Source organism: Ewingella sp. CoE-038-23 (assembly GCF_040419245.1).
GTDB lineage: Bacteria > Pseudomonadota > Gammaproteobacteria > Enterobacterales > Enterobacteriaceae > Ewingella > Ewingella allii.
This window is the reverse complement of record NZ_JAZHOH010000001.1, coordinates 4,193,074-4,218,038: the sequence shown is the minus strand read 5'-3', so window position 1 is coordinate 4,218,038 and position 24,965 is coordinate 4,193,074. Positions and strand designations below refer to the sequence as shown.

The 24,965-nt window shown below is 54.6% G+C and carries 19 protein-coding genes and 1 pseudogene; 12 read left to right on the top strand and 8 right to left on the bottom strand.

Annotation, left to right across the window (positions count from 1 at the left end):
* Positions 1-136: 136 nt before the first annotated feature.
* Together V2154_RS20305 and greB are read right to left on the bottom strand one after the other, a co-directional pair.
* A complete protein-coding gene (locus tag V2154_RS20305; protein ID WP_353503609.1) occupies positions 137-2,482 on the bottom strand; it encodes a Tex family protein in 2,346 nt (781 codons plus the stop codon).
* Between the two features lie 113 nt (positions 2,483-2,595).
* Positions 2,596-3,084: a transcription elongation factor GreB gene (gene greB, locus V2154_RS20300; protein ID WP_353503608.1), complete on the bottom strand. Its 489-nt coding sequence runs from the start codon at positions 3,082-3,084 to the stop codon at positions 2,596-2,598.
* Between the two features lie 284 nt (positions 3,085-3,368).
* Between greB and ompR the strand changes: the two genes are divergently transcribed.
* Together ompR and envZ are read left to right on the top strand one after the other, a co-directional pair.
* The gene (gene ompR, locus V2154_RS20295; protein ID WP_009635740.1) at positions 3,369-4,088 is read left to right on the top strand and encodes an osmolarity response regulator transcription factor OmpR; all 720 of its coding nucleotides are present in this window, start codon (positions 3,369-3,371) and stop codon (positions 4,086-4,088) included.
* Positions 4,085-5,446 (top strand): two-component system sensor histidine kinase EnvZ, encoded by a 1,362-nt coding sequence (gene envZ, locus V2154_RS20290; protein WP_353503607.1) that lies wholly within the window; start codon positions 4,085-4,087, stop codon positions 5,444-5,446. Before ompR ends, envZ begins: the two co-directional genes overlap by 4 nt.
* A gap of 689 nt (positions 5,447-6,135) precedes the next feature.
* Here the strand turns inward: envZ and pckA are convergent.
* The 5 genes from pckA to V2154_RS20265 form a co-directional block, all read right to left on the bottom strand.
* Complete coding sequence (gene pckA, locus V2154_RS20285) at positions 6,136-7,755, bottom strand: phosphoenolpyruvate carboxykinase (ATP) (protein WP_353503606.1); 1,620 nt, start codon at positions 7,753-7,755, stop codon at positions 6,136-6,138.
* A gap of 247 nt (positions 7,756-8,002) precedes the next feature.
* Positions 8,003-8,887 carry an Hsp33 family molecular chaperone HslO gene (gene hslO / locus V2154_RS20280; protein ID WP_353503605.1) on the bottom strand — a complete coding sequence of 295 codons (885 nt, stop codon included), beginning with the start codon at positions 8,885-8,887 and terminating at the stop codon, positions 8,003-8,005.
* A 30-nt stretch (positions 8,888-8,917) separates the two neighbouring features.
* On the bottom strand, positions 8,918-9,322 hold the full coding sequence (gene hslR / locus V2154_RS20275) for a ribosome-associated heat shock protein Hsp15 (RefSeq protein ID WP_353503604.1): 405 nt from the start codon (positions 9,320-9,322) through the stop codon (positions 8,918-8,920).
* Positions 9,323-9,331: 9 nt separating this feature from the next.
* Entirely contained in the window at positions 9,332-10,036 is a 705-nt protein-coding gene (yrfG, locus tag V2154_RS20270; RefSeq protein WP_353503603.1) for a GMP/IMP nucleotidase, read from the bottom strand.
* 154 nt (positions 10,037-10,190) lie between these two features.
* Entirely contained in the window at positions 10,191-12,338 is a 2,148-nt protein-coding gene (locus tag V2154_RS20265; protein WP_353503602.1) for an intracellular growth attenuator family protein, read from the bottom strand.
* 474 nt (positions 12,339-12,812) lie between these two features.
* Between V2154_RS20265 and nudE the strand changes: the two genes are divergently transcribed.
* Positions 12,813-13,370 carry an ADP compounds hydrolase NudE gene (gene nudE, locus V2154_RS20260; RefSeq protein ID WP_353503601.1) on the top strand — a complete coding sequence of 186 codons (558 nt, stop codon included), beginning with the start codon at positions 12,813-12,815 and terminating at the stop codon, positions 13,368-13,370.
* A 99-nt stretch (positions 13,371-13,469) separates the two neighbouring features.
* Here nudE and mrcA read toward each other — a convergent pair whose 3' ends face one another.
* Positions 13,470-16,025, bottom strand: a complete 2,556-nt coding sequence (mrcA, locus tag V2154_RS20255) for a peptidoglycan glycosyltransferase/peptidoglycan DD-transpeptidase MrcA (RefSeq protein ID WP_353503600.1) — start codon at positions 16,023-16,025, stop codon at positions 13,470-13,472.
* A gap of 121 nt (positions 16,026-16,146) precedes the next feature.
* On the opposite strand from mrcA, the gene pilM reads away from it, so the two are divergent.
* The 9 genes and pseudogenes from pilM (at position 16,147) to V2154_RS20210 (ending at position 24,965) form a co-directional block, all read left to right on the top strand.
* Entirely contained in the window at positions 16,147-17,007 is an 861-nt protein-coding gene (pilM, locus tag V2154_RS20250; RefSeq protein ID WP_353503599.1) for a pilus assembly protein PilM, read from the top strand.
* On the top strand, positions 16,995-18,134 hold the full coding sequence (locus V2154_RS20245) for a PilN domain-containing protein (RefSeq protein ID WP_353503598.1): 1,140 nt from the start codon (positions 16,995-16,997) through the stop codon (positions 18,132-18,134). Before pilM ends, V2154_RS20245 begins: the two co-directional genes overlap by 13 nt.
* 37 nt (positions 18,135-18,171) lie before the next feature.
* Positions 18,172-19,443 carry a DNA uptake porin HofQ gene (gene hofQ, locus V2154_RS20240; RefSeq protein WP_437342014.1) on the top strand — a complete coding sequence of 424 codons (1,272 nt, stop codon included), beginning with the start codon at positions 18,172-18,174 and terminating at the stop codon, positions 19,441-19,443.
* Between the two features lie 344 nt (positions 19,444-19,787).
* Positions 19,788-20,309, top strand: a complete 522-nt coding sequence (gene aroK / locus V2154_RS20235; protein ID WP_034793822.1) for a shikimate kinase AroK — start codon at positions 19,788-19,790, stop codon at positions 20,307-20,309.
* Between the two features lie 57 nt (positions 20,310-20,366).
* Complete coding sequence (gene aroB, locus V2154_RS20230; RefSeq protein ID WP_034793819.1) at positions 20,367-21,449, top strand: 3-dehydroquinate synthase; 1,083 nt, start codon at positions 20,367-20,369, stop codon at positions 21,447-21,449.
* Between the two features lie 141 nt (positions 21,450-21,590).
* Entirely contained in the window at positions 21,591-22,616 is a 1,026-nt protein-coding gene (locus tag V2154_RS20225; protein WP_353503597.1) for an SPOR domain-containing protein, read from the top strand.
* 80 nt (positions 22,617-22,696) lie between these two features.
* Positions 22,697-23,509, top strand: a complete 813-nt coding sequence (gene dam / locus V2154_RS20220; protein WP_353503596.1) for an adenine-specific DNA-methyltransferase — start codon at positions 22,697-22,699, stop codon at positions 23,507-23,509.
* A 61-nt stretch (positions 23,510-23,570) separates the two neighbouring features.
* On the top strand, positions 23,571-24,260 hold the full coding sequence (gene rpe / locus V2154_RS20215; RefSeq protein WP_100936412.1) for a ribulose-phosphate 3-epimerase: 690 nt from the start codon (positions 23,571-23,573) through the stop codon (positions 24,258-24,260).
* Positions 24,253-24,965 (top strand): annotated as a pseudogene (locus V2154_RS20210) (phosphoglycolate phosphatase). The gene rpe and the pseudogene V2154_RS20210 overlap by 8 nt, the downstream one beginning before the upstream one ends.

The following is a 24,965-nucleotide window of genomic DNA, read 5'->3' as shown; positions in this document are numbered from 1 at the left end:
TCTGTTGGGGCAGATTTATTGATTTAACTCAGTGATTACGTGATTAGTAATCATTCAAGAAGTAGGGGTATTGGCGGGAATAATAAAAAAGCCGCTGAAATTCAGCGGCTTTGAGTAAGAGCAGAAATTGGCGCTTTTAGTGCTTTTTACCAAAGGCGGCGGCGAGGGCGTCGCCCATCGCGCTGTTGCCCGCAGGCGTAGACGCCGCGCGTCCGGCCGGTTTGTTCGGCGCACCGCGCTTTTGCGCGTCACGGCCGTTGCCACCTGCAGGTGCCGCCGAACCGCCACCGCGACGAGCCGAGGTTTCGCCCGGCTGCTCGTCAAGACGCATGGTCAGGGCGATACGCTTACGCTGCAAGTCCACTTCCATCACTTTCACTTTAACGATATCGCCCGCTTTGACCACGGTGTGTGGGTCATCGACAAACTTATTCGCCAGCGAAGAGATGTGCACCAGACCGTCCTGATGTACGCCGATATCCACGAAGGCGCCGAAGTTGGTCACGTTAGTCACCGAACCTTCCAGCACCATGCCCGGCAGCAGGTCATTCATGGTTTCAACGCCGTCAGCAAAGGTCGCGGTTTTGAACTCAGGGCGCGGATCGTGCCCCGGCTTTTCCAGCTCTTTGATGATGTCGGTCACCGTCGGCACGCCGAACTGCTCGTCGGTGAACTCGCTGGCTTTCAGGCCGCGCAGGGCGTTGGAGTCGCCCATCAGCTCTTTCAGCGCCAGATTGGTGGCCGCCAAAATGCGCTGCACCACCGGGTAAGTTTCCGGGTGAACGGTTGAGGCATCCAGAGGGTTATCGCCGTGGTTGATACGCAGGAAGCCCGCGCACTGTTCAAAGGCTTTTGGCCCTAGGCGGCTCACTTTCAACAGCTGCTCACGGTTGCGGAACTGGCCGTTTTCGTCGCGCCAGCTAACAATATTCTGCGCCATCATGCGCGTCAGGCCCGCGACGCGAGTCAACAACGGCACCGATGCGGTATTGAGGTCAACGCCCACGGCGTTCACGCAGTCTTCCACCACGGCATCGAGTTTCTTCGCCAATTGGGTCTGGCTGACGTCATGCTGGTACTGGCCGACACCAATGGATTTCGGATCAATTTTCACCAGCTCGGCCAGCGGGTCTTGCAGGCGGCGGGCAATAGAAACCGCGCCACGAATAGACACGTCGAGGTCGGGGAACTCCTGCGCCGCCAGCTCAGAGGCTGAATAGACCGACGCGCCCGCCTCGCTGACAATCACTTTCTGCGCTTTCACTTCCGGGAACTGTTTTTGCAGGTCGAGGAAGAAACGCTCGGTTTCGCGAGAAGCCGTGCCGTTGCCGATAGCCACCAGTTCAACATTGTGTTTGATGCACAGCGCCGCAACCTGCTGGGCCGCTTTCGCCGCCTGACCGGTGTGTGGGTAAACGGTGTCAATGCCGACCAGCTTGCCGGTGTTGTCGACTACCGCCACTTTCACGCCGGTGCGCAGGCCGGGGTCGAGGCCCATGGTGGCGCGCATTCCGGCCGGAGCGGCCATCAGCAGGTCGTGCATGTTGCGGGCGAAGACGTTAATCGCTTCGTCTTCGGCGCGCTCGCGCACCGTGCTCATCAGCTCGGTTTCAAGGTGCAACAGCACTTTGATGCGCCATGTCCAGTTGACCACCGCGCGACGCCAAACGTCGGCTGGCGCATTGTTCAGGCGCAGCCCGAGGTGCTCAATGATCAGCTGCTCGGCATAGCTCTCTTTTGGCGCTTCGTCATGCTGCGGATCGGCGTTCAGCGCCAGTTGCAGCACGCCTTCGTTGCGACCACGGAACATCGCCAGCGCGCGGTGAGAAGGGACTTTGGAAATCGGTTCGTGATGGTCGAAGTAGTCGCTAAATTTCGCGCCTTCCTGCTCTTTGCCATCGACCACGCGAGAGACTAAGTGGGCATTCTTCCACAGGTAGTCGCGAACTTTGGCCAACAAGCTGGCATCTTCGGCGAAACGCTCCATTAAGATGTAGCGCGCACCGTCAAGGGCGGCTTTGGTGTCGGCGACGCCTTTTTCTGCATCAACGAATTTGGCTGCGGTGGCGTCCGGCTCGTTTTGCGGCTCATTCCACAGCAGGTCGGCCAGCGGCTCGAGGCCAGCTTCAATGGCGATTTGCCCGCGAGTCCGGCGCTTAGGTTTATACGGCAGGTATAAATCTTCCAGCTCGGTTTTACTCAGCGTGGTGTTAATCGCTTTGGCGAGGTCATCGCTCAGTTTGCCCTGCTCCTCAATGGATTTGAGAATGGTTTGGCGGCGATCTTCAAGTTCACGCAGATAGCCCAGACGGCTGTCCAACTGACGCAGTTGGGTATCATCCAACCCACCGGTGACTTCCTTACGATACCGCGCAATAAATGGCACGGTATTACCTTCATCCAGCAGACGCACCACGGAAGCAACCTGCTCCGGGCGAACCTGCAATTCAGTTGCGATAATGCGGCTCAGTTGATCATTCATAGGCTTTTCATTCGTTGAGTGACATAAAAACTGGGGGACAGTTATACGTTTTGGGGGTGAAAAATGCCAGTTATCTGGCCCTTCTCACCGGCGTTTTGAGAGTCATGGAAGGTTTACGAACTCGGCGCTTGTTCATCATAGTTGATTTCATTCACATACCACATGGCTTCGCCCACCGGGGTTTGCACCACGGCGCTGTCGCCCACCTCTTTCTTCAGCAGGGCGCGGGCCATCGGCGAGTCGATAGAAATGTAATCTTTGCGGCCAAAAATTTCGTCATAGCCGACGATGCGAAAACGCTTGGTGTCGCCGTCGTCATTTTCGATATCAACCCAGGCCCCAAAGAACACTTTGCCTTTTTGCTGCGGCGAGTAATCGACAATGCGCAGTTGCTCAAGGCACTTGGTCAGATAGCGCACCCGGCGGTCAATCTCGCGCAGGCGCTTCTTATTATATTGGTAATCGGCGTTTTCACTGCGGTCGCCAAGGCTGGCAGCCCAGGTGACTTTCTTGGTCACTTCGGGCCGCTCTTCGCGCCAGAGGAAGTCCAGCTCTTGCTTAAGTTTGTTATAACCTTCGCGGGTAATCAGTTTGGTTTTCATATTCTGTTCACGAGTGAGTCTGTGCGCCAAAGGGGGATATTTTCATAGCCGGGTTGCAGGCTCAAGATTGCTAGAGCAAATTAGCCGGAAAGAGGTAAAGTGGCAATCATGCTGATTTATGTTACCGGGGGCGTGAGTAGCCGCTGAAAATTGTTGATAAATTAGGAAAAGCATAATCTTTGTAACAATTTCGACTAGAATATATACCATTAATAGCTGTCTGTTTTAGCACGAATTTCTAACAATACAGACTTCGGGTATTCATGCCTTTGGGAGTAATAAAAATGCAAGAGAATCATAAGATTCTGGTTGTTGATGACGATATGCGCCTGCGGGCTCTTTTAGAACGTTACCTGACCGAACAAGGTTTTCAGGTACGCAGCGTAGCGAACGCCGAACAGATGGATCGCTTGCTGACTCGTGAATCATTCCACCTGATGGTGCTGGATTTAATGCTTCCTGGCGAAGACGGCCTGTCCATTTGCCGCCGCCTGCGCAGCCAAAGTAACCCGATGCCAATCATTATGGTTACCGCCAAAGGTGAAGAAGTTGACCGTATCGTTGGTCTGGAAATCGGCGCCGATGACTATATTCCTAAGCCATTTAACCCGCGTGAACTGCTGGCCCGTATCCGCGCCGTGCTGCGCCGTCAGGCTAATGAACTGCCGGGCGCGCCTTCTCAAGAAGAAGCGGTGATCTCCTTCGGTAAGTTCAAACTGAACCTCGGCACCCGCGAGATGTTCCGTGAAGATGAGCCTATGCCATTGACCAGCGGCGAGTTTGCCGTGTTGAAAGCCTTGGTTAGCCATCCGCGTGAGCCGCTATCTCGCGACAAATTGATGAACTTGGCTCGTGGCCGCGAATACAGCGCCATGGAACGTTCCATCGACGTGCAAATCTCCCGCCTGCGTCGCATGGTGGAAGAAGATCCGGCACACCCACGTTACATCCAAACCGTTTGGGGCTTGGGTTATGTCTTTGTACCGGACGGCAGTAAGGCATGAGACGAATACGCTTTTCACCGCGTAGCTCGTTTGCCCGAACCCTGCTGTTGATCGTCACCTTGCTGTTCGTCAGCTTGGTGACGACCTATTTGGTCGTGCTGAATTTCGCCATTCTGCCGAGTCTGCAACAGTTCAATAAGGTCTTGGCTTACGAAGTGCGTATGCTCATGACCGATCAGTTGCAGCTGGAAGATGGCACGCTGCTGGCCGTTCCTCCGGCATTCCGCCGCGAAATCTACCGCGAGCTGGGGATTTCCCTCTATACCAACTCTGCCGCTGAAGAGAGCGGGCTGCGTTGGGCGCAACATTACGAATTCCTCAGTCAGCAAATGGCGCAGCAGCTCGGTGGCCCAACCGATGTTCGCGTCGAAGTGAACAAGAATACCCCGGTCGTGTGGCTGAAAACCTGGCTGTCGCCTGACATCTGGGTGCGCGTACCGTTGACCGAAATTCATCAAGGCGACTTCTCCCCGCTGTTCCGCTACACCTTGGCGATTATGCTGTTAGCCATAGGCGGCGCATGGCTGTTTATCCGTATTCAAAACCGACCCTTGGTGGAACTCGAACACGCCGCATTGCAGGTGGGTAAGGGGATAATCCCGGCCCCGCTGCGCGAGTACGGCGCGTCTGAGGTGCGTTCGGTGACCCGCGCGTTCAACCAGATGGCCGCCGGCGTGAAGCAGCTTGCCGACGACCGAACCTTGCTGATGGCCGGTGTCAGCCACGACCTGCGCACGCCGTTGACCCGTATTCGTTTAGCGACGGAGATGATGAGCGACGGCGATGGCTACCTCGCGGAGTCCATCAACAAGGACATCGAAGAGTGCAATGCCATTATTGAGCAGTTCATCGATTATCTGCGCACCGGGCAGGAGTTGCAGACCGAAGAGTGCGATCTCAACTCGATTCTCGGCGAAGTGATTGCCGCCGAAAGTGGATACGAGCGTGAAATCGATAGCGATTTGGTCAGCGGCGAAGTGCTGGTCAATGTGCATCCGCTGTCTATCAAACGCGCCGTGGTGAATATGGTGGTGAACGCCGCCCGCTACGGCAACGGCTGGATAAAAGTTAGCAGCGGCAAGGAGTTGCAGCGCGGTTGGTTCCAGGTTGAAGACGACGGCCCCGGCATTGAACCAAGCCAGCTGAAGCACCTGTTCCAGCCATTTGTTCGCGGCGACAGCGCCCGTACTACCAGCGGCACCGGACTAGGTTTAGCGATTGTGCAGCGCATCATCGATGCCCACGCCGGTTCGCTAGATATCGGCCGCAGCCCGCGCGGTGGACTCCGCATTCGGGCATATCTTCCTTTGCCGGTGGAGAAGGCTGTAGCGACAGCCCTTCCGCAGAAGACGGTTTAATGTAAGGGGCATGTGTCTCCTGTGAACCCAGCCTTAAGTTCAAATTCAAAACCGTGGGCATCGGCCCACACCGACCAAGGGAGGCGTAAACGCGCCTCCCTTGGAACCCTGCGTTTTTTATTGCTGTAAGATCGAGGCTGCGCAAGGTCGGAATGGCCGTGTTTCAGCGGCCGCAGCGATCGTCGCGAAGTGCCGCCGCTTAGGCGGTCCCCTCACTGCGGGATTCCAACCCGCGTAAAAAGACACGCGGTTTTCCACCTCTTGCTCGGCGTCACTTCTGAACGCGACCTACTGGCATTTACACCGAACCTTTTCATTCAATTCGCAAAACAAACCTAAACCTACTGAAAAGGGACGATTGAAAAGCCTCAAAACCGCGCTCAAAAATGGCGCTGAGCGAACGGTTCGAGACTAAAGGCTCGAAGCCTGAAGCGAAGGCACCGCCTAAGCGGCGACATTTTGCGGTGTGAACTGAAGTGACTGAAACATGTCCCTCCAACAAGCGAAGCGCGCAGTAAAAGAGCCGGGGATTCTCAAGGGGCGCGGCGATAGGCGCCCCTTGAGGCCGGTGTGGCGGCAGCGCACGACCTTGACCTTAAGGCCGGTGTGGCGGCAGCGCACGACCTTGACCTTAAGGCCGGTGTGGGCCGGTGCCCACGACCTTGACCTTCAAAATTTGCAAAAGCTTTTTAAAGCTTTGGCCCCGCCGCGACCAACCGCGCTCCCGCCTCGGTATCCGTGTACTTATCAAAGTTAGTCACAAACTGCTGTGCGAGGTCGTGCGCCTTCTCTTGCCACTGCTCGGCGGAACCGTAGGTGTTGCGCGGGTCGAGGATGTGGGTGTCTACGCCCGGCAGTGCGGTTGGCACGGCGAGGTTGAAGACTGGCAGAGTGAAGGTTTCGGCGTCATCGATGGTGCCATTCAGGATGGCGTCGATGATGGCGCGGGTGTTCTGGATAGAAATGCGTTTGCCCGTGCCGTTCCAGCCGGTGTTCACCAGATAGGCTTGAGCTCCGGCAGCTTCCATACGTTTTACCAGCACTTCGGCGTACTGTGTCGGGTGCAGCATCAAGAAGGCTGCGCCGAAACAGGCGGAGAAGGTTGGGGTGGGCTCGGTGACGCCGCGCTCGGTCCCTGCCAGCTTGGCGGTGAAGCCAGAGAGGAAGTGATATTGGGTCTGATCGGCAGTCAGGCGTGATACCGGCGGCAGAACGCCGAACGCGTCTGCGGTCAGGAAAATCACCTTGGTCGCGTGGCCCGCTTTCGACACTGGCTTGACGATGTTTTGGATATGGTAAATCGGGTAGGAAACGCGGGTGTTCTCGGTTTTCGAGTTATCGTCGAAGTCGATTTTACCGGCGGCATCTACCACCACGTTTTCCAACAGCGCGTCGCGGGTGATGGCGCCATAAATGTCTGGCTCGGCTTCTTTACTCAGCTTGATGGTTTTGGCGTAGCAGCCACCTTCAAAGTTGAACACGCCGTCGTCATCCCAGCCGTGCTCGTCGTCGCCAATCAGCTGGCGTTTCGGGTCGGTGGAGAGAGTGGTTTTGCCGGTGCCGGACAGGCCGAAGAATACCGCCACGTCGCCTTTTTCGCCGACGTTGGCGGAACAGTGCATGGAGGCAATACCTTGCAGCGGCAGCAGGTAGTTCATCACCGAGAACATGCCTTTTTTCATCTCGCCGCCGTACCATGAGCCGCCAATCAGCTGAATGCGCTCGGTCAGGTTGAACGCCACAAAGTTCTCAGAGTTCAGACCTTGCTGCTGCCAGTTCGGATTGGTGCATTTCGCGCCGTTCATCACGATGAAATCCGGCTCGAAGTTTTCCAGCTCGGCGTCCGTTGGGCGGATGAACATGTTTTTCACGAAATGCGCCTGCCAAGCCACTTCGGTAATAAAGCGGACTTTCAGACGTGAATCAGCGTTCGCGCCGCAGAAGGCGTCGATGATGAACAGGCGTTTAGAAGAGAGTTGCTGAGTCACCAGCGCTTTCAGCTCGCTCCACACTTCCTGGCTGAGCGGCTTATTGTCATTCTTCCCTTTGCCCTGATCGGCCCACCAGACGGTGTCTCGAGTGGTGTCATCGCGCACAATGTACTTATCTTTTGGCGAACGACCGGTAAAGATTCCGGTATCAACATTCACCGCGCCCAGCTCAGTGACTTGACCACGCTCAAAACCTTGCAGACCGGGTGCTGTCTCTTCTTTGAAGAGCAGGTCGTAATCCGGGTTATAAACAATTTCGCGGGTATCCTTGATACCGTAGGTGGCCAGTTTTTCTTTGCTGAGATGGTGGGTCGGCATGTCCCTGCTCCTAGATCGGATGGTCAAATCTGAACGGCTTTGTGGCCGCCATGTAAAATGAAATGCACTGCAATTGTAAAGATTTATGGCTTTTTATCTGCGGTTTTCTTCAAAGAATGGCATCTATGGCGGGTTTTTTGGCAGTTCTGAGAGACAGTGCACGAAGACGGTGTAACGAAAGTAAAGTAATTGAATGAAGCCGGAGCAATGTCAGACATTGCTCCGTATTTGATGGTGTTTATGGCGTTTAGTGAACGGCGCTGTCGGCGTCCGGCAGATTGCCGCTGGCTTTGTAGGTTGCCAGGTCCATGGCGTCGAACGCGTAATCGCTGCCACAGTAATCACAGTGCATTTCGATTTTGCCATCTTCTTCCAGCATCTCGAGCACTTCTTCGCCCGGCAGGGTCATCAGGGCATCTGCACAACGCTCGCGGGAGCAGGTGCAGCGGAAGCAGACGTCTTGCGGTTCGTAGACCGTCACTTCTTCCTGATGATACAGGCGGTACAGCACTTCGGTGGCTGGCAGGGTGAACAGCTCTTCCGCTTTGATGGTGGTGGTCAGCTGTGACAGGTGGCTGAACTCTTCCGGGTCAGTCTCTTGCGCAGGCAGCACTTGCAGCAGCAGGCCGCCCGCCGCGGCTTTACCCTCGGACTCGCCGGTACGGATAAAGATGCGCGTTGGCAGCTGCTCTGAACGCAGGAAGTAGTTTTCGAGACATTCCGCCAGCGTTTCGCCTTCTAAATCAACCACGCCCTGATAGCGCTCACCTTCCGTTGGGGAAATGGTGATCACCATGTAGCCGTTGCCAATCATCTGCTTCAGCGAGCTATCGGCGGCGATATCGCCTTGCAGACGGGCCACGCCGCGCATCTCTTGCTTGTTGTTGCCGTTAATAACCGCCAGCTTCAGTGGGCCATCGCCCTGAAGTTGTACGGTGATGTCGCCATCAAACTTCAGCGTGGCGGTCAGCAGGCTGGTCGCCACCAACATCTCACCCAGCAAGGTGCGAACTTCTGCCGGATAGTCGTGGCCAGCGACGATTTGCTCAAACGTCTCGCTGAGGGAAACCAGTTCACCGCGCACAGCGTGGTTTGTGAACAGGTAGCGGTGTAATTGGTCATGATTGGACATACTGTTCTCTCTACTTAAGCGACTTTCCGTTTATTCGGCATCGCCATATTTAAATTTAATCAGGTTGCGGCGCTCCTTCTTATCAGGGCGCCGATCAGGATGTGGCATGGCATTCATTTTACGCGCCTCAGAGATTTTCTCTCGGCTGGTAATGCTTAGTTCAGTTTCCTGATAAAGCTTTTGCGCCTCTTCGGCGCTTCGCCGCTGGGTTGTCAGGTCCAGAACCACGACGGTTTTTTCATCATTTCCCTGACGCAGTTTGATTTCGGCATTCACTTCAACCAGCTTACTCGGCTTGCCGCGCTGGCCGTTGTAATGCACTTTGCCGCCATCAATCATCTCACGCGCTAAGGCTCGCGTTTTGTAAAACCGCGCGGCCCACAGCCATTTGTCGAGGCGAACCCCGTTGTCATCCTCTGGCGTTTTGCCTTTCATATTTCTCCCCTAGGTCAGCAACGATCGGCTTTCCCGGCCTGTCACGGGCTGAATGGACGGCAGCAGGCTCAGGTAGTCAGTGATCGAAGGATGGGCCTCAAACGCTTTGTTCGCCAGCGTAGAGTCGGGATTTTCTATACCCAGACAATAGCGGATACCAAAGGTTTTTGCCGCATTGAGGATGGGTTCTCCATCATCCACAAACAGGGTGCGCTGTGGATCAAAACCGGTTTTCTGCTGCACCGCCTGCCACAAACGCTGATCTTCCTTTGGATAACCAAATGTGTGGGTGGAAAGTAATAAATCAAGGTGCTGGTCCAAACCGGTGTGCTGGCACTTGACCTCAAGGCTGTGCGGATGGGCGTTGGTCAGCAAAATGGTCTGGCGGCCGCTGGCGCGTAAATGCTGCAAAAAGGGCAGGGTGTCGTCGCGCAGGCGCGCCCTGTGGCCGACCTCGGTGGTCATCTGGTAAATATCCAGATCCAGCTTGTTGCACCAATAGTCAAAGCAGTACCAGTTCATGGTGTGCTGGACGGCGAGGTATTCGGCGTGAATATATTGCCGCGCCTCTTCGAAGCTCAGGCTGCGCTGTTGGCTCAGCGCCTGCGGGACATCTTGCAGCCAAAACTGGCTGTCGAAGGCGAGATCCAACAGCGTGCCGTCCATGTCCAGCAGCAGGGTATCAATGTTATTCCAGTCAAACTCCGGTGGCATACAGGCTCCATATCTCCACGGTGAACGACTTGAGTGCCGTTGCTGGGAGAGAAATATCATAAAGGGCAGAGGAAGCGGCAGGGTAGCACATCCTTCCCTCACGCCGCCGAGGCTGGCGTGAGGGAAGTCAGGTGTTCATTGTAACCAGAAAAGATTAATTCAGCGTGTGAGGCGCGGGCGTGACGATGGTCGGATTGAAGCAGTTGTTGTAGTAATGCTGGATGTCATTCATCCGATGTTTGTCTTTCAACATGCGTTTTGCCAACAGCACTGCGTTCACCACTAAGCAAACCACTAACAGAATCAACAACAAGCTGGTGCCCAAATAGCGCCATAGCGTCGAGATATCCGGCTCGCTGTGCAGTGAAATATGCCGCGTGCCGTTGGCGTCAACGTTGATGCTGGTGATCACTCCTTGGGCAGTGAATGGCGTATGCAGCAGCATGGAAGAGAGATTCTGCAACTGTTTCCACTGGTTTAACGGGCTATAGGCATAGAGGGAAACCGGCGGGGCAGGCTGGTCGACCAACTGTTTGCCTTCATCATTGCTGATTAAGAAGCCGCCCGGCGGTGGGCTATTGAGCGCCTGTGCCGCGCGGCGTGTTTCCAGCGCGAAGAATGACGAAGTGGCGGTATTGACCAGTTCGCTCAGCGACTGGGCGCTTACCGGGCGTAGTAACACGTTCATGCCTTTCAGGGTGCCAGATTTGGCGCGCTTAACCAGCGTTGCCCAGTTGTCGGCATTGCCCAGATTAACCAGCGCGTTTTTCAGCCGCACACAATCATCGCTGTTACTGCACAATGTCTGCGTTTTCAACACGATATCTGAGAAGTCGTCCAGCAGGATCATGCCCGATTTTTCAATCGCGGTGGCGAGCTGTGGGTTGATGTTCTGCTCGGTGCCACTGTCGTTTGGATGCAGCTGAGTATTCACCGTGGTGAGCAGCGCGGTGGCAGCGTCGATGGATTCTGATTCCGGTATTGGCAGCGGCGCGGCTTCGTTCCAGTAAATGCCAGAGCAGTCAAATGGCATGAAGCTGGTCGGCGCGGCGCGGGCGCTCTCTGGCGGCACATAGCACATGCCGGTGCCCTGAACTTTTAGCGTGTCGCCAACCCGCAGCGGCGTTTTCTCCAGCGCTTGCACGCTGTTAACCTGGGTGCTCTGCGCGCCTTGCAGCCACGCGACGCTGAGTTTCAGAGGTAATCCGAGTGGGACATAAATCAGCAAAACCAGCAGTAGCACCAAGGCACTGGCAGCCAGCACCAGATTCTTACCCCACTGTTGCAGCGGGAAATTTTTCACTTCGTCATGCAGCGACAGGTAACTGCCCTGACGCACCACTTGGCTGTTCATATAGACTTCAACATCGGTCGGCTGACCCAGATCGCGGGCAATGAACGGCTGCCAGTGCGGCGGATAGATCAGGTCTACCGCGCCCAAAGAAATATTGCTGATATCACCCTGTTTCGACTCGCCAAACAGGCCCCAGCGCTTAGGCTGGCCGCGCAGACAGTGGATCTCTTTGCGATGCTTGCCCAGGCGTTCAGCCAAGTAGCGCCAGCTTACCCAACCCGCCAGCACTACCGCCAGAGCCAGCGTCCACGGCAGGATCACCGCCGGTCCTACCAGAGTAATAAACAGCAGCAGCATAATGGCCGAGATAGCAATGGCTTCGCGCACGCCGTTGGAGCGCGTCAGGGCGTGCTCTTCGCGGGTTTCATGGCGAACTTTGACCAACTGAATGTGTTCACTCTCTTCATGGCGAATCGAGGCGTTTTGCGGAGGAGTCGGGATAACGGAAGGGGCCGGGGCCGAGCGTTCGTAAATATGATTGACCAGTGAATGGCCGTTGAGCGAGATAACCAGGGGGACGGTCTGGGTTTTAATCAGCTCAACGTGGTTTTCCTGCGCGATGTACTGTTCCCAAAACGGCGGCAGATGCACTTCGGTCGTTTCGAGGAAATATCGCCATTTATTGGGATCTTCGCTGGCGACGCCGTAACGGGTGATCGCCCGCGTGACCGCGTAGACGTTTTCACTTTTGGCGGTGAGCGTCAGTTTATCTCGCAAAACCATCAGGTTACTGCGATGAGTAATTGGCGTTTGGCTCAGTTTTTCGTGTTGACGCAAATATTGCTCAACGGCATCTCTTTCATGCTGCGTAAGCTTGCGCTGATTGGGTTTGCTGAAATGCACGGTTGAAGATGCAGTATTGCGACGTCGGACGATAAACCAGAAGAATACGCCTGCGGCAATTGCGGTGATACACAATAAGAATAGTGTCACGATTACTGTGCTCATCCGATCCCCTGATTAAGATGATTTGTATCAACACGCTGTGAATTCATAAGTGCAAATAGTCTATCAAAACAAAGATTTAACAATGAAATCCATCAGCACGATTTAAACTGTGCTGGGAAGGATTAATTCATGGGTTGTTTTTAGCGGCTCTCTTTTGTGAGCCGAATGTGGCGTATACCGCCTACTTATCACGTAAAAACAGCCACTTTGGATCATACCAATATTCTTAACGAAGCGGGTATCGGTATAATCCTATTTTTATGCGTCGTGCTTTTTGTTAATGGGTGTTTATATAAATTGCGACGTAAATCACCTAGTTATTTCTGCGAAATTGTTCAGCTTTGTTGAGGTTGCCGAATTTATGTTGCACAAATATTGCGATGAAGGTTCGCATTAACGCACAATGCCATCAAGTGACAATGAACTGAAACCCATTGCGACACCGTGTCAGGTGAACAATAAATTGGGGAAACCATGGATAAGCACCTGCAAAAACCTGAGATTCTAAAAGTGGAGACTGTTGCCAGCTCTCGCTTATTTACTATCGAATCCGTCGATCTCTCCTTCAGTAATGGCGTGCAGCGCGTGTATGAGCGTATGCGCCCCTCTAATCGCGAAGCAGTGCTGATTGTGCCGGTTATCGGCGATGATCTGCTGCTGATTCACGAGTACGCCGTGGGTATCGACAGCTATGAGCTGGGTTTTCCAAAAGGACTGATTGATCCGGGCGAAACGGTATTTGAAGCCGCCAACCGTGAGCTGATGGAAGAGGTGGGCTACGGGGCTAATCAGTTAGAGTTTCTCTCGAAGCTGACCATGGCACCCTCTTATTTCTCCAGCCGGATGAATATCGTGATTGCCAAAGGGTTGTACCCGCAAAGTTTGGAAGGCGATGAGCCGGAGCCTTTGCCGCAAACGCGCTGGCCGATTGCCCGCATGCTGGAACTGCTGAAAGAGCCTGACTTCAATGAAGCGCGTAACGTCAGCGCGCTGTTCCTCGCTCACGATTTCCTGACGCGAAACGCGATGTAAGCCGCTGACTTTACTTAGCCGCTTTCTCCCAGCAATAGACATAAAAAAAGCCGGTCATGCATGATGCAGACCGGCTTTTTTGTTTCAGGCGTTAGGCCATTAGAACAGCTCGTGTTCCTGACCGTTGTCCATGATCGTTGTCCCCACCTCGTGCACGGCGTGCTCGGTTGGCTGGGTTCCTTCGATAAAGTACTCAGGACGGCTGGCACCGCCGCCATCAGACAGTTTGCCCGTCTGCTTGTCGATAGTGACGGTCACGATACCCGGCGGAGGCGTCTGCTTCTGCACAGGTACGCCTTCCAGCACGGCTTTCATGTAGTCATCCCACGCTGGCTGAGCACTCTTCGCGCCGCCTTCCGCCCCTGAGATCTGGTCAGGAATCGCGCCAGAAGCCGTGGTGCGGCCGAGGTCGCGACGGTGATCGTCAAAACCAATCCACACTGAGGTTACAACATCCGGGCCATAGCCAGAGAACCAGGCATCTTTCGAGCTGTTGGTTGTACCGGTTTTACCGCCAATGTCGTTACGCTTCAGGTCACGACCCGCGCGCCAGCCGGTGCCCATCCAACCTGGTTCACCAAAGATATTGGTGTTCAGCGCATCGCTGATCAGGAAGGAGAGCGGGGTGCTGATCACGTGCGGCGCATACTGGTCTTCACCCGCAGGCTGTTGGCCTGCTGGGACTTGCTCCAGTTTTGGCATCGGCACGCTGTTGTTGTTATTGCCTTCGCTGGAAACCGCCACGTTTTCGACGTTGTCGTCAGATAGCACGGCTGATTTCTGCGTGTCGCCGTAAATCACCGGAATATTACAGGTGCGGCAGGCAATTTTTGGTTTCGCTTCAAACTGGACCTGACCTGACTCATCAACGATTTTGGTGATGAAGTAAGGGTCAACCAGATAACCGCCGTTGGTCAGAGCCGCATAGCCACGAACCACCTGCAACGGAGTGAAGGAAGCAGAACCCAGCGCCAGCGACTCGGAGTGAACGATGTTGGCCGCTGGGAACCCAAAGCGCAGCAGGTATTCCGCCGCGTAGTCTACGCCCATCGCACGCATCGCACGCACCATGACCACGTTCTTAGACTCTCCCAGACCCTGACGCAGGCGGATCGGCCCAGCATAGGTTGGAGGGGAGTTCTTCGGACGCCAATCTTGACCGGCACCGGCATCCCAACGAGTGATAGGCATGTCGTTAAGAATGGTTGCCAGCGTCAGGCCCTTGTCCATCGCCGCGGTATACAGGAACGGCTTGATGTTCGAACCTAACTGGCGCAGAGCCTGCGTCGCACGGTTGAACTTGCTCTGGTTGAAATCAAAACCGCCGACCAGCGCTTCAACAGCACCGGTATTCGGGTTGAGGGAGACCAGCGCCGAGTTGACATCAGGAACCTGCGCCAACCACCAAACGTCACCGACTTTACGCACCCAAATCTGCTGGCCCGGCTGCACCACGTCAGAGACTTTCTTCGGCGTCGGGCCTTGGCTGTTGTCAGTACGGTAAGGGCGCGCCCAGCGCATGCCGCTAAACGGCAGAGAAATCACCGCGCGGTTGGCCATGGTCGCCGTTGCCTGCTCGCCGTCAACCTGAGTCACCACGGCTGGGAACAGCGGGCCGTAGACTGGCAGGGTTTTCAGCGACTGAACGATTTTCTGCTCATCCCACGGCGTTTCACCCACTTTCCACAATTGGTTCGATGGCCCGCGATAGCCGTGGCGCATGTCATAGTTCAGCACGTTGGTGCGCACGGCCTCTTGCGCCGCCAACTGGGTTTTCTTGGTGATGGTGGTGTAGACCATGTAGCCGTCGTTATAGGCGTTGTCGCCATAACGTTTCACCATTTCCTGACGAACCATCTCGGTCAGGTAAGGGGCTGAAAACTCAATGTGCGGGGCGTGGTAATTGGCAACCAGTGGCTCAGCGCGAGCCTGATCGTACTGGGCCTGCGTGATGTATTTCTCATCCAGCATACGGGCCAGAACGGTATTACGACGGGCCAACGAGCGATCGTGAGAATAGAGCGGGTTGAAGGTTGATGGCGCTTTTGGCAGACCGGCAATCACTGCCATCTCACTCAACGTCAGCTGATTCACCTCTTTGCCAAAATAGACCTGTGCCGCAGCGCCCACGCCGTAAGCGCGATAGCCCAGATAAATCTTGTTCAAATAAAGCTCAAGGATCTCATCCTTGTTCATCATTTGTTCAATGCGGATAGCCAGAAACGCTTCTTTGATTTTACGGGTCAAGGTGCGTTCAGGGCTTAAGAAGAAGTTACGCGCCAGCTGCTGAGTAATGGTACTCGCACCTTGGGACGCATGGCCGGAGACCAGCGCCACGGAAGCCGCACGGAAAATACCGATAGGGTCAACGCCATGGTGCTCGTAGAAACGGCTGTCCTCCGTCGCAATAAAGGCATGCACCAGCTCCGGTGGGATCTGGTCGAGTTTCAGCGGGATACGACGTTTTTCACCGTACTGGGCGATCAAATCGCCGTCAGCACTATAAACCTGCATAGGTGTTTGCAAGCGCACGTCTTTAAGCGTGGCAACGTCAGGAAGCTGTGGCTCGATATATTTGTACAAGCCAAATATCGAGGCTGCTCCCAGCAAAATGCAACACACTGCAAGAATCAAAAAATACTTTACGAACTTCACCTGAGATTTCCCATTTAGTGGCAATTGGGCAGTTTATAAACAACCGCGCGGTAGTATAAAGGCAAGCCTACGACATGGATACGTTCTTTTATGAACTTGACGATATGGAGATCAGACGCAAATGCGATCACAAGCATGGCAGGTAGGCCTGGATATTCAAGCTGGTTTTGCCCGAGCGATCGCCGTCCAACGGCGACATTACGGTTGGCAACTGAGGCAGTGGTGGGAGCATCCTCTGCCCCCACTTTCTTTACGCGGGGGGATTTTACATGAGACCACGGCGCTTTCAGCTATTTTATCGAATTGGCGCAGCACCCTTCCTGTAAAAATTTCGTTGCGAATTTGCCTTCCTGCTCATCGGGTTATGCAGCACAGCCTCCCCCAGCCTGATGTCCGGCTGTCTGGCGCCGCCCGCAGCGCTTTTATCTTTGCCAGTGGAGCAAAACACTTCCCGCTCAGCGTTGAGCAACTGGTGATGGACTACCGCGCCGCGCCGATGGACGCGCAAAACATCATTGTCACGGCGGCCCGCCGCGAAGAGCTGCAGCAGTGGCAGCGTTTTCTGGCTGCATCTCATCTCACGCCGGAAGTGGTGGAGCTGGCGCCCTGTGCTCTGCAATTGGCGGCAAGCGTCGCGGGGGAAAGCGCGGAAAAACTGCTGCTGCACCGGCTTGATGAAGGCTGGCTGTGGGCGTCGCCACACGGGCTGCCTTTCCAATTTGGTGTGTTTGACGCGCAGGAAGTCAAAGACATCAGCCAACTCGCTAGTCTGGCAAAAGAGCAGTACCGGGCCGCAAAACTCTGCGATGAACAGCTGCTGTTCAGCAGTCCGAGGGTTGAAGAGTTGCCGCAAGGTGTCGGCTCTTGGTCGCCTTTTCGCGCATTGACCCAGTTTTCCCCGCCGCTGCCCGCTAATCCTGCGGCATTCGCGCTGGCGATGGGCTTAGCCCTTAGAGCGAGGGATAACGGATGTTGCAGGTAAATTTACTGCCATGGCGCGCCCAACAGAGGCAACAGCAACAACGCTTTTGGCTCTTCCTCACGGTGCTGACCCTGATGTTGACTCTGCTGGTGGCGGCAGTGGGGTGGTGGCTTGTTCAGCGTGATCTGGCTGAGCAGAGGGTGGCGGCGCAACAGTTGAGTGAGTGGCAAAAACGTTTAGGCACCCAGCTTAAGAAGGTGGATGTGGCCCGGCTGCAATTACAGTCGCTACAGCTAACCGCCAGCCAGCGCCAGCAGCGCTACGAGAAGAGTGCCTCTTATCTGCAACTGCTCGGGCTATTGTCGCAGCATATTCCCGACGGCCTGTGGCTCACTCAGCTTAACGAGGGCGCGAGCGGCGCACTCCTCTACTTCTTGCTGTTGAGCTCCTCTTTGCAGCAACGCCAGGAAGGGCAACAGCAAAACGCTGACTTACAGCAGGCAATCTTACAGCAACAGACCAACTTGCTGACTCAGCCCGCGCTGGCGGTGCTTTTGCAGCAACAAAGGCCGCTTCTTGCCAGCCGCGAGTTTCAACCTATTACCCTGTTAGAGCAGATAACCGCGCCACTGCGTGAGTCGAAAAGCACCTTAGTTAAATGGCTGCCAGAGGAGAGTGGCGTTTCCCCCCCGCAAGATGAACCCGAGGCGGAACGGGGCAGTTTGTCGGTGAAGGCCAGCTTTACTGATCTAATGAGGCTGATGAGTGAGCTGGCCGATGGTCCAAACTCGCCGAGCTTGGATCAGTTAAATCTGCGGGCAGGGAGCGGGCAACTGGATGTCAGGTTCTCTTTAACCGCAGAAAGTTTTAAACCCAAGGCGCTAACAGGGATGAAGAGCTGGGAGAACATCGTTCGCGATCCCTTCGCTGCCGCGACATCAGCCTCCTGCCCGGACCCGGTTCACAGCTTTAAGGGGGTGCTGCTGGCGGGGATTATCGGCAGCGGCGAGCAGCGCCAGGGATGGCTAATGTGGCCGGGCGCGGGTTGGCAAAAGGCTTCGCCAGGATGGCGCGACGGCGCGTCGGGCTGGCAGGTGGATGCTGTCACGCCGGGCAGCGTGCTGTTTGATTTAGACCATCCGCCCTGCGCCATACAACGATTTAAGCTTCAGTTAGGCAGCCAGTAAAGCTGCCGCTCATTCTATGCCAAGGAAAGGAATAATAATGAATCGAGTAAAAGGCGTTCTTGGAATGACATTCCTCTGTTTCGCGCTATTTATCAGTTTGTGGAGCCGGGCGAGTGCCGCTGCGCCCATTACGCTGGAATTTCAAAACGCACCACTGACCGTCATCCTGCAAGCGTTGGCAGATCATCAGCAAATGAATCTGGTCACTGCGCCGGGTGTGCAGGGGAATTTAAGCGTCAGGCTGGCCGACGTCCCCTGGCAGCAGGCGCTGGATATTATTTTGCAGATGGGCAAGGTCAGCAGCCATCGGCAGGGAAACGTGTTGATGGTTACACCTACTCCCGATCCCGCGCTGCTGCGCCTCAAGAGGGAAGAAGAGAGCGAAAATGAGCTGCGCCAAAGGCCGCTCATCAGCATGACGCTGCCTCTTCATTATGCCGACGCGACGGAGACGGCGGCGAGCCTGAATGCGCAGAAAGGCTCGCTGCTCACAGAAAGGGGCCGGGCATCGGCGGATATTCGCACCAACACGATATTGATTCGCGACACCCAGCAAGCGCTGGACACCGTCGCACCCTGGGTCAGGGAGATGGATTTGCCTTTGCAGCAGGTGCAGCTGGCGGCGCACATTGTCACCATGAACAGCGAAAGCCTGCGCGAACTCGGGGTGCGCTGGGGGTTTAGCGGCGACGCTGCCGTCACCAAGTCGGTCAGGATGAATAGCTTCAATATGGGGCTGCCGGTGGATAATCCGGCCTTTACTGCGGGGTTCAATCTGGCGCACATCAGCGGCCGGATACTGGATTTGGAGCTGACCGCGCTGGAGCAGGAAAATCAGGTGGATATCATCGCCAGCCCGCGCCTGCTGACAGCCCACATGCAAACCGCCAGCATCAAGCAGGGAAGTGAGATCCCATACCAAGTCTCCAGCGGCGGCCGGGGGCGCACGTCTATTGAATTCAAAGAGGCCGTGTTGGGCATGGAGGTGACGCCTAAAATTCAGCGCAACGGCAATATCACTCTGGCCTTACACATCAGCCAAAATATGCCGGGCAAAACGGTGAAACAGGCCGAGGGTGAGGCGCTGGCCATTGATAAACAAGAGATAAAAACTCAAGTCACTGTTAAAGACGGCGAAACCGTGGTGCTGGGGGGCATTTTCCAACGACACAATCAGAGCGCGCAAAACAAAGTTCCTCTGCTTGGCGACATCCCGGTGGTGGGCTCTTTATTCAAACATCAGGCAAAAAACCAGAAACGACGCGAACTGGTGATTTTTATTACTCCCACCTTAATTAACAGCCAATAGGTACCCGTTGCTATAATAAAAACAGAGAAATAGTGCTGAGCTTATACAACTTTTTGCGTCCTGAAAGGCTTCTGAGTTTGACGCTGCCGTCGATTTAGCTTACAAGGGTTACCGAATTGAGCACCGTGATTTTTAATGACTGCTGACACGCCGATAAAAAACGTACGGTTTCCCTCCCGCGGCGCGCGATGCGATTTATTCGGTTGCCAAACTACCAAGAGTGTTGAGATAATTTTTGTCTGATCTCGCACTATCGCTCATGAGGTTTCAGTTTAGGTCCCGCCGCTAATTTGATTGGCGGGGCGGGTTATCATCAACGAATTGTCTTAGTAATACCGAAAAACATGGCAGAGAAACGCAATATCTTTCTGGTTGGGCCTATGGGTGCCGGCAAAAGCACTATTGGTCGACAGTTAGCTCAGCAACTCAATATGGAGTTTTTCGACTCCGATCACGAAATTGAGCGACGTACCGGGGCTGATGTAGGCTGGGTATTTGATTTAGAAGGCGAAGACGGATTCCGCGACCGCGAAGAAAAAGTGATCAACGAACTCACAGAAAAACAAGGCATCGTTCTGGCGACCGGTGGGGGTTCTGTTAAATCACGCGAAACCCGCAACCGTTTATCAGCGCGTGGCGTTGTCGTCTATCTTGAAACTACCATCGAAAAACAATTGGCGCGTACACAACGCGACAAAAAACGTCCATTGTTACAGGTGAGTTCACCTCCACGCGAAGTGCTTGAAGCACTGGCGAAAGAACGTAACCCACTGTACGAAGAAATTGCGGATGTGACTATCCGTACTGATGATCAAAGCGCCAAGGTCGTTGCTAACCAAATCATTAACATGTTGGAAAGCAATTAATTTTTGGCATTCTGTTATTGCCTGAAGGTGTAAGTTAAGAAGGTCACTGAGCGCGAAATGGAGAGGATTACCGTAACCTTAGGGGAGCGTAGCTACCCAATTACGATTGCTGCCGGATTGTTCCACGATCCGGCTTCTTTTATGCCTGTAAAGGCAGGTGATCAGGTCATGCTGGTGACAAACCAGACTCTGGCACCTCTCTATCTGGACTCTGTTCGTTCAGTGCTGGAGCAGGCAGGCGTTCGTGTTGATCAGGTGATACTGCCTGATGGTGAACAATACAAATCCCTGTCTGTTCTTAATGATGTTTTCTCAGCCCTGCTGGAAAAACCTCATGGTCGCGATACCACGCTTATTGCCCTTGGTGGCGGCGTGGTGGGCGACTTGACCGGCTTTGCTGCCGCCAGTTATCAGCGTGGGGTACGCTTTATACAGGTGCCTACCACGTTGCTATCTCAGGTCGATTCTTCCGTTGGTGGCAAAACTGCCGTCAACCATCCGCTGGGCAAAAACATGATCGGCGCGTTCTATCAACCCGCTTCGGTTGTGGTCGATCTCGACTGCCTGCGCACCCTGCCTGCCCGTGAGATGTCCTCCGGTCTGGCTGAGGTCATAAAATACGGCATTATTCTTGATGCCGACTTCTTCGATTGGCTTGAAGACAATATGGATGCCCTGTTAGCGCTGGATATGAACGCGCTGGCTTACTGTATCCGTCGTTGCTGCGAGATCAAAGCTGACGTGGTTGCCGCCGACGAGCGCGAAAGTGGTATGCGCGCTTTGCTCAATCTTGGCCATACTTACGGGCATGCGATTGAAGCTGAAATGGGTTACGGCAACTGGTTGCACGGTGAAGCCGTCGCGGCTGGCATGGTCATGGCGTGTTATACCGCGCATCGTTTAGGCCAATTTACTCTGGCTGACATTGCCCGAGTGAAAAATCTGCTCGTGCGTGCCGGACTGCCGGTTACCGGTCCTCAGGAAATGCCTGCTGAAGCCTATTTGCCGCACATGATGCGCGACAAGAAAGTCTTGGCAGGTGAGCTGCGTCTGGTGTTGCCGAAAGCGATTGGTCAGTCTGAAGTTCGCTCCGGTGTGTCTCATGAAATGGTGCTGGCATCGATTGAGGATTGTCGGTAACGCCTCTGCCTGTGTGCTGCGTGTCACAGGCTTGCGCCTACCCTTTACCCCTTTGCCAGCAAAGCGTTATATTTATCAGTCAGGATAGTTGCTCCGCATAAGGTCGCATTTGCTGGCCTTTAGCCGGGTTGGAGGTTTTAGATGGATGATTTAACACCGGAAGACGATCTCAAGCCAGACACAAGCGATCGCCGCCCAACGCGCTCACGCAAACCGCCTTCTTCTGGACCTAAACTTGCCGTATCACGCCAACATGTGATGATTGGTGTCGGCATTCTGGTACTGCTGTTACTGATTGTCGGTATTGGTTCTGCCCTCAAAGCCCCAACCAAGCATGAAGCTTCGCAAGTCAATAATGGACCGAAAGACATCAACTTGTCGGGTTCAGGCAATGACGCAGCGGCGCCGACTCAGCCTACTGAGCAAGCTCAACAAAATGCAGCCTCCGCGAGCGGTGACGCACAGCCGAAAAGTATCGGCCTGCCTCCTATTTCCTCTACGCCAACTGAAGCTCAGCCTCAGCCCGATAACGGCCAGGCCAAAGAGCGTGTTGATTTGCCGGGAGATATGTCTGACGCGCTCTCTTCTCAGCAAGGTCAGGTTAACTCTGCCGCGCAGGATGGCATTAACGCCGGAGCACAGTCGCTGACTTCATTGCCGACCGCGCCAGCCACCGTTGATGGTGCTGCCAAAGGCACTGCGCCAGTCGCGCCGCGTAACACGCAGCAGCAGACTACGCACAAAGCCGCGCAGCCGAAAGCCACGCACACTGCCCCAGCGCACGCCAATAAGCCTGCGGCTACCAAGCCAGCAGCGACAGCGTCTCATCCGGCGAAAGAAACGACTAAGCCAGTTGCTACGGGGAGTGCACCAACGTCAGGCAGCGGCGGAGCGATTAAATCCGCACCGGGCAGCCATTTCACGTTGCAGCTGAGTGGGGCTTCTCAGTCGAACTCCCTGAACGCCTTCGCTAAACAGCAGGGCCTGAAAAACTATCTGGTTTATCAGACTTCGCGTGATGGTAAGCCTTGGTATGTTCTGGTGAGCGGCAACTATGCTTCTTCTGCAGAAGCTAAGAGCGCAATTTCTCGTTTGCCAGCTGAAGTTCAAGCCAAAAAACCGTGGGTTAAGCCTGTACATCAAGTACAGCAAGACCTGAAAAAATGAATCTGATCTCAACGCGATTTGCTGTCTAAAAACAGGGTACAATCCGCGGCTGTGAATTGTATAAGTAGCTAACTGACGGCATGAAGAAAAACCGCGCTTTTTTGAAATGGGCTGGTGGCAAATACCCGCTGGTCGATGACATCAAACGTCATCTTCCAGCAGGTGATTGTTTAATAGAGCCTTTTGTTGGTGCGGGGTCGGTGTTTCTTAACACCGACTATAAATCGTACATTCTGGCTGACATCAACAGCGACCTGATTAACCTCTACAACATTGTTAAATCGCGTACCGCAGAATTCGTGCGCGATGCTCGCGTGCTTTTCTCTCCTGAATTCAACCAATCAGAACGTTTCTACGCCTTGAGAGAAGAATTCAACCTGACGAGTGATATCTACCGTCGCTCGGTGTTGTTCCTGTATCTCAACCGCCATTGTTACAACGGGCTGTGTCGCTATAATCTTAGCGGTGCGTTCAATGTGCCTTTTGGTCGTTATAAGAAGCCCTATTTCCCGGAAGCGGAACTCTACTGGTTTGCCGAAAAAGCACAGAATGCACAGTTTGTTTGCGAGCATTACCAGCAAACTCTGCTGAAGGCGGTTTCCGGATCGGTGGTGTATTGTGACCCTCCGTACGCGCCGTTATCGGCCACGGCTAATTTTACGGCTTACCATACCAACAGTTTCAGCATGGCAGATCAGCAGAATCTGGCCCGTCTGGCGCATCAGTTATCTTCAGAGCGCGACGTGCCGGTGTTGATCTCCAACCATGAAACGCCACTCACGTTGGAGTGGTACGCCGGAGCGAAGCTGCATCGGGTTTCTGCCCGCCGGACTATCAGCAGCAATGTATCGCAACGCAGTAAAGTGAATGAGCTGTTAGCGCTTTATCGCTGATCTTTCTCGTTGATATAAAACCGATTATTTCTGTAAACCTATAAGTAGTTTGGAGAAGCGGATGAAAAAGTTTTTAATTGCCCCATCTATTCTTTCGGCTGACTTTGCGCGTTTGGGCGAAGACACTGTGAAAGCACTGGAAGCTGGCGGTGACGTCGTTCACTTTGACGTCATGGATAACCACTACGTGCCTAACCTGACCATCGGACCTTTGGTCTGCCAGTCGCTGCATAATTACCTACAGAAATCCGGCATCAACGCGCCAATTGATGTTCACCTGATGGTTAAGCCAGTTGATCGCCTGATCCCTGACTTTGCCGCGGCCGGTGCCACTTATATCTCTTTCCATCCGGAAGCGTCTGAGCACGTCGACCGCACTATCCAGCTGATCAAAGAGCACGGCTGTAAAGCCGGTCTGGTGTTCAACCCGGCGACCTCTCTGAGCTACCTCGATTACGTGATGGACAAACTCGACGTGATCCTGCTGATGTCCGTCAACCCAGGCTTCGGCGGCCAGTCGTTTATTCCGGGCACCCTCGACAAACTGCGCCAGGTGCGCAAACTGATCGACGACAGCGGCTATGACATCCGTTTGGAAATTGACGGTGGCGTGAAAGCTGAAAACATTGGTGAGATTGCCGCAGCGGGCGCTGACATGTTTGTCGCCGGTTCTGCCATCTTTAACCAGCCTGACTACCGCACGGTCATTGACCATATGCGCAGCGAACTGGCGAAGGTTTCCCATGACTGATTCTCTGCCCGCAGGCGTTATGACACTTAAAGGTGCCGCTTTTGATCTCGACGGCACCTTGGTAGATAGCGCGCCGGGACTGGCAGATGCGGTAGATATGGCCCTGAAAGATATGGGTTTACCGGCAGCAGGCGTTGAGCGTATCAGCACCTGGATTGGCAACGGCGCTGATGTCATGGTTGAACGCGCCGTGCGCTGGGCCGAAGGGGATATGTCTCCTGCGGCTTTGCAGCGGGTGCGGGATAAATTCGACCATTACTACGCCGACACCGCCGCCGGTGGCAGCCGCCTCTACCCACAGGTTAAAGAGACGCTGGCCGCCTTGCACGCGCAGGGCCTGCCGTTGGGTCTTATCACCAACAAGCCGACGCCGTTTGTCGCGCCACTGCTGGCATCGCTGGGCATCGAAAGCTATTTTTCGGTGGTGATCGGCGGTGATGATGTTGTACAAAAGAAACCGCACCCCGTGCCGATTTACCTGATGCTCGCGCAGCTTGGTTTACGTGCCAGCGAACTGGTTTTTGTCGGGGATTCGCGTAATGATATTCAGGCGGCACAGGCCGCCGGTTGCCGCTGCGTTGGTTTGACGTACGGCTACAACTACGGTGAAAGCATCGCGCTGAGCAAGCCCGACAGCGTGTTGGACCATTTCGCCGACCTCTTGCCCACTTTTGGGCTGTTATCTTAAAAGATCAGGAAGCATAA

Bases quoted from the DNA above. Each gene is read 5' to 3' on its own strand.
- ompR (WP_009635740.1), top strand. From the start codon at position 3,369: ATGCAAGAGAATCATAAGATTCTGGTTGTTGATGACGATATGCGCCTG.
- hslR (WP_353503604.1), bottom strand. From the start codon at position 9,322: ATGAAAGGCAAAACGCCAGAGGATGACAACGGGGTTCGCCTCGACAAA.
- aroK (WP_034793822.1), top strand. From the start codon at position 19,788: ATGGCAGAGAAACGCAATATCTTTCTGGTTGGGCCTATGGGTGCCGGC.
- V2154_RS20305 (WP_353503609.1), bottom strand. From the start codon at position 2,482: ATGAATGATCAACTGAGCCGCATTATCGCAACTGAATTGCAGGTTCGC.
- V2154_RS20225 (WP_353503597.1), top strand. From the start codon at position 21,591: ATGGATGATTTAACACCGGAAGACGATCTCAAGCCAGACACAAGCGAT.
- hofQ (WP_437342014.1), top strand. From the start codon at position 18,172: ATGAATCGAGTAAAAGGCGTTCTTGGAATGACATTCCTCTGTTTCGCG.
- greB (WP_353503608.1), bottom strand. From the start codon at position 3,084: ATGAAAACCAAACTGATTACCCGCGAAGGTTATAACAAACTTAAGCAA.
- nudE (WP_353503601.1), top strand. From the start codon at position 12,813: ATGGATAAGCACCTGCAAAAACCTGAGATTCTAAAAGTGGAGACTGTT.
- dam (WP_353503596.1), top strand. From the start codon at position 22,697: ATGAAGAAAAACCGCGCTTTTTTGAAATGGGCTGGTGGCAAATACCCG.
- aroB (WP_034793819.1), top strand. From the start codon at position 20,367: ATGGAGAGGATTACCGTAACCTTAGGGGAGCGTAGCTACCCAATTACG.
- envZ (WP_353503607.1), top strand. From the start codon at position 4,085: ATGAGACGAATACGCTTTTCACCGCGTAGCTCGTTTGCCCGAACCCTG.
- pckA (WP_353503606.1), bottom strand. From the start codon at position 7,755: ATGCCGACCCACCATCTCAGCAAAGAAAAACTGGCCACCTACGGTATC.
- V2154_RS20245 (WP_353503598.1), top strand. From the start codon at position 16,995: ATGTTGCAGGTAAATTTACTGCCATGGCGCGCCCAACAGAGGCAACAG.
- yrfG (WP_353503603.1), bottom strand. From the start codon at position 10,036: ATGCCACCGGAGTTTGACTGGAATAACATTGATACCCTGCTGCTGGAC.
- hslO (WP_353503605.1), bottom strand. From the start codon at position 8,887: ATGTCCAATCATGACCAATTACACCGCTACCTGTTCACAAACCACGCT.
- rpe (WP_100936412.1), top strand. From the start codon at position 23,571: ATGAAAAAGTTTTTAATTGCCCCATCTATTCTTTCGGCTGACTTTGCG.
- V2154_RS20265 (WP_353503602.1), bottom strand. From the start codon at position 12,338: ATGAGCACAGTAATCGTGACACTATTCTTATTGTGTATCACCGCAATT.
- pilM (WP_353503599.1), top strand. From the start codon at position 16,147: ATGCGATCACAAGCATGGCAGGTAGGCCTGGATATTCAAGCTGGTTTT.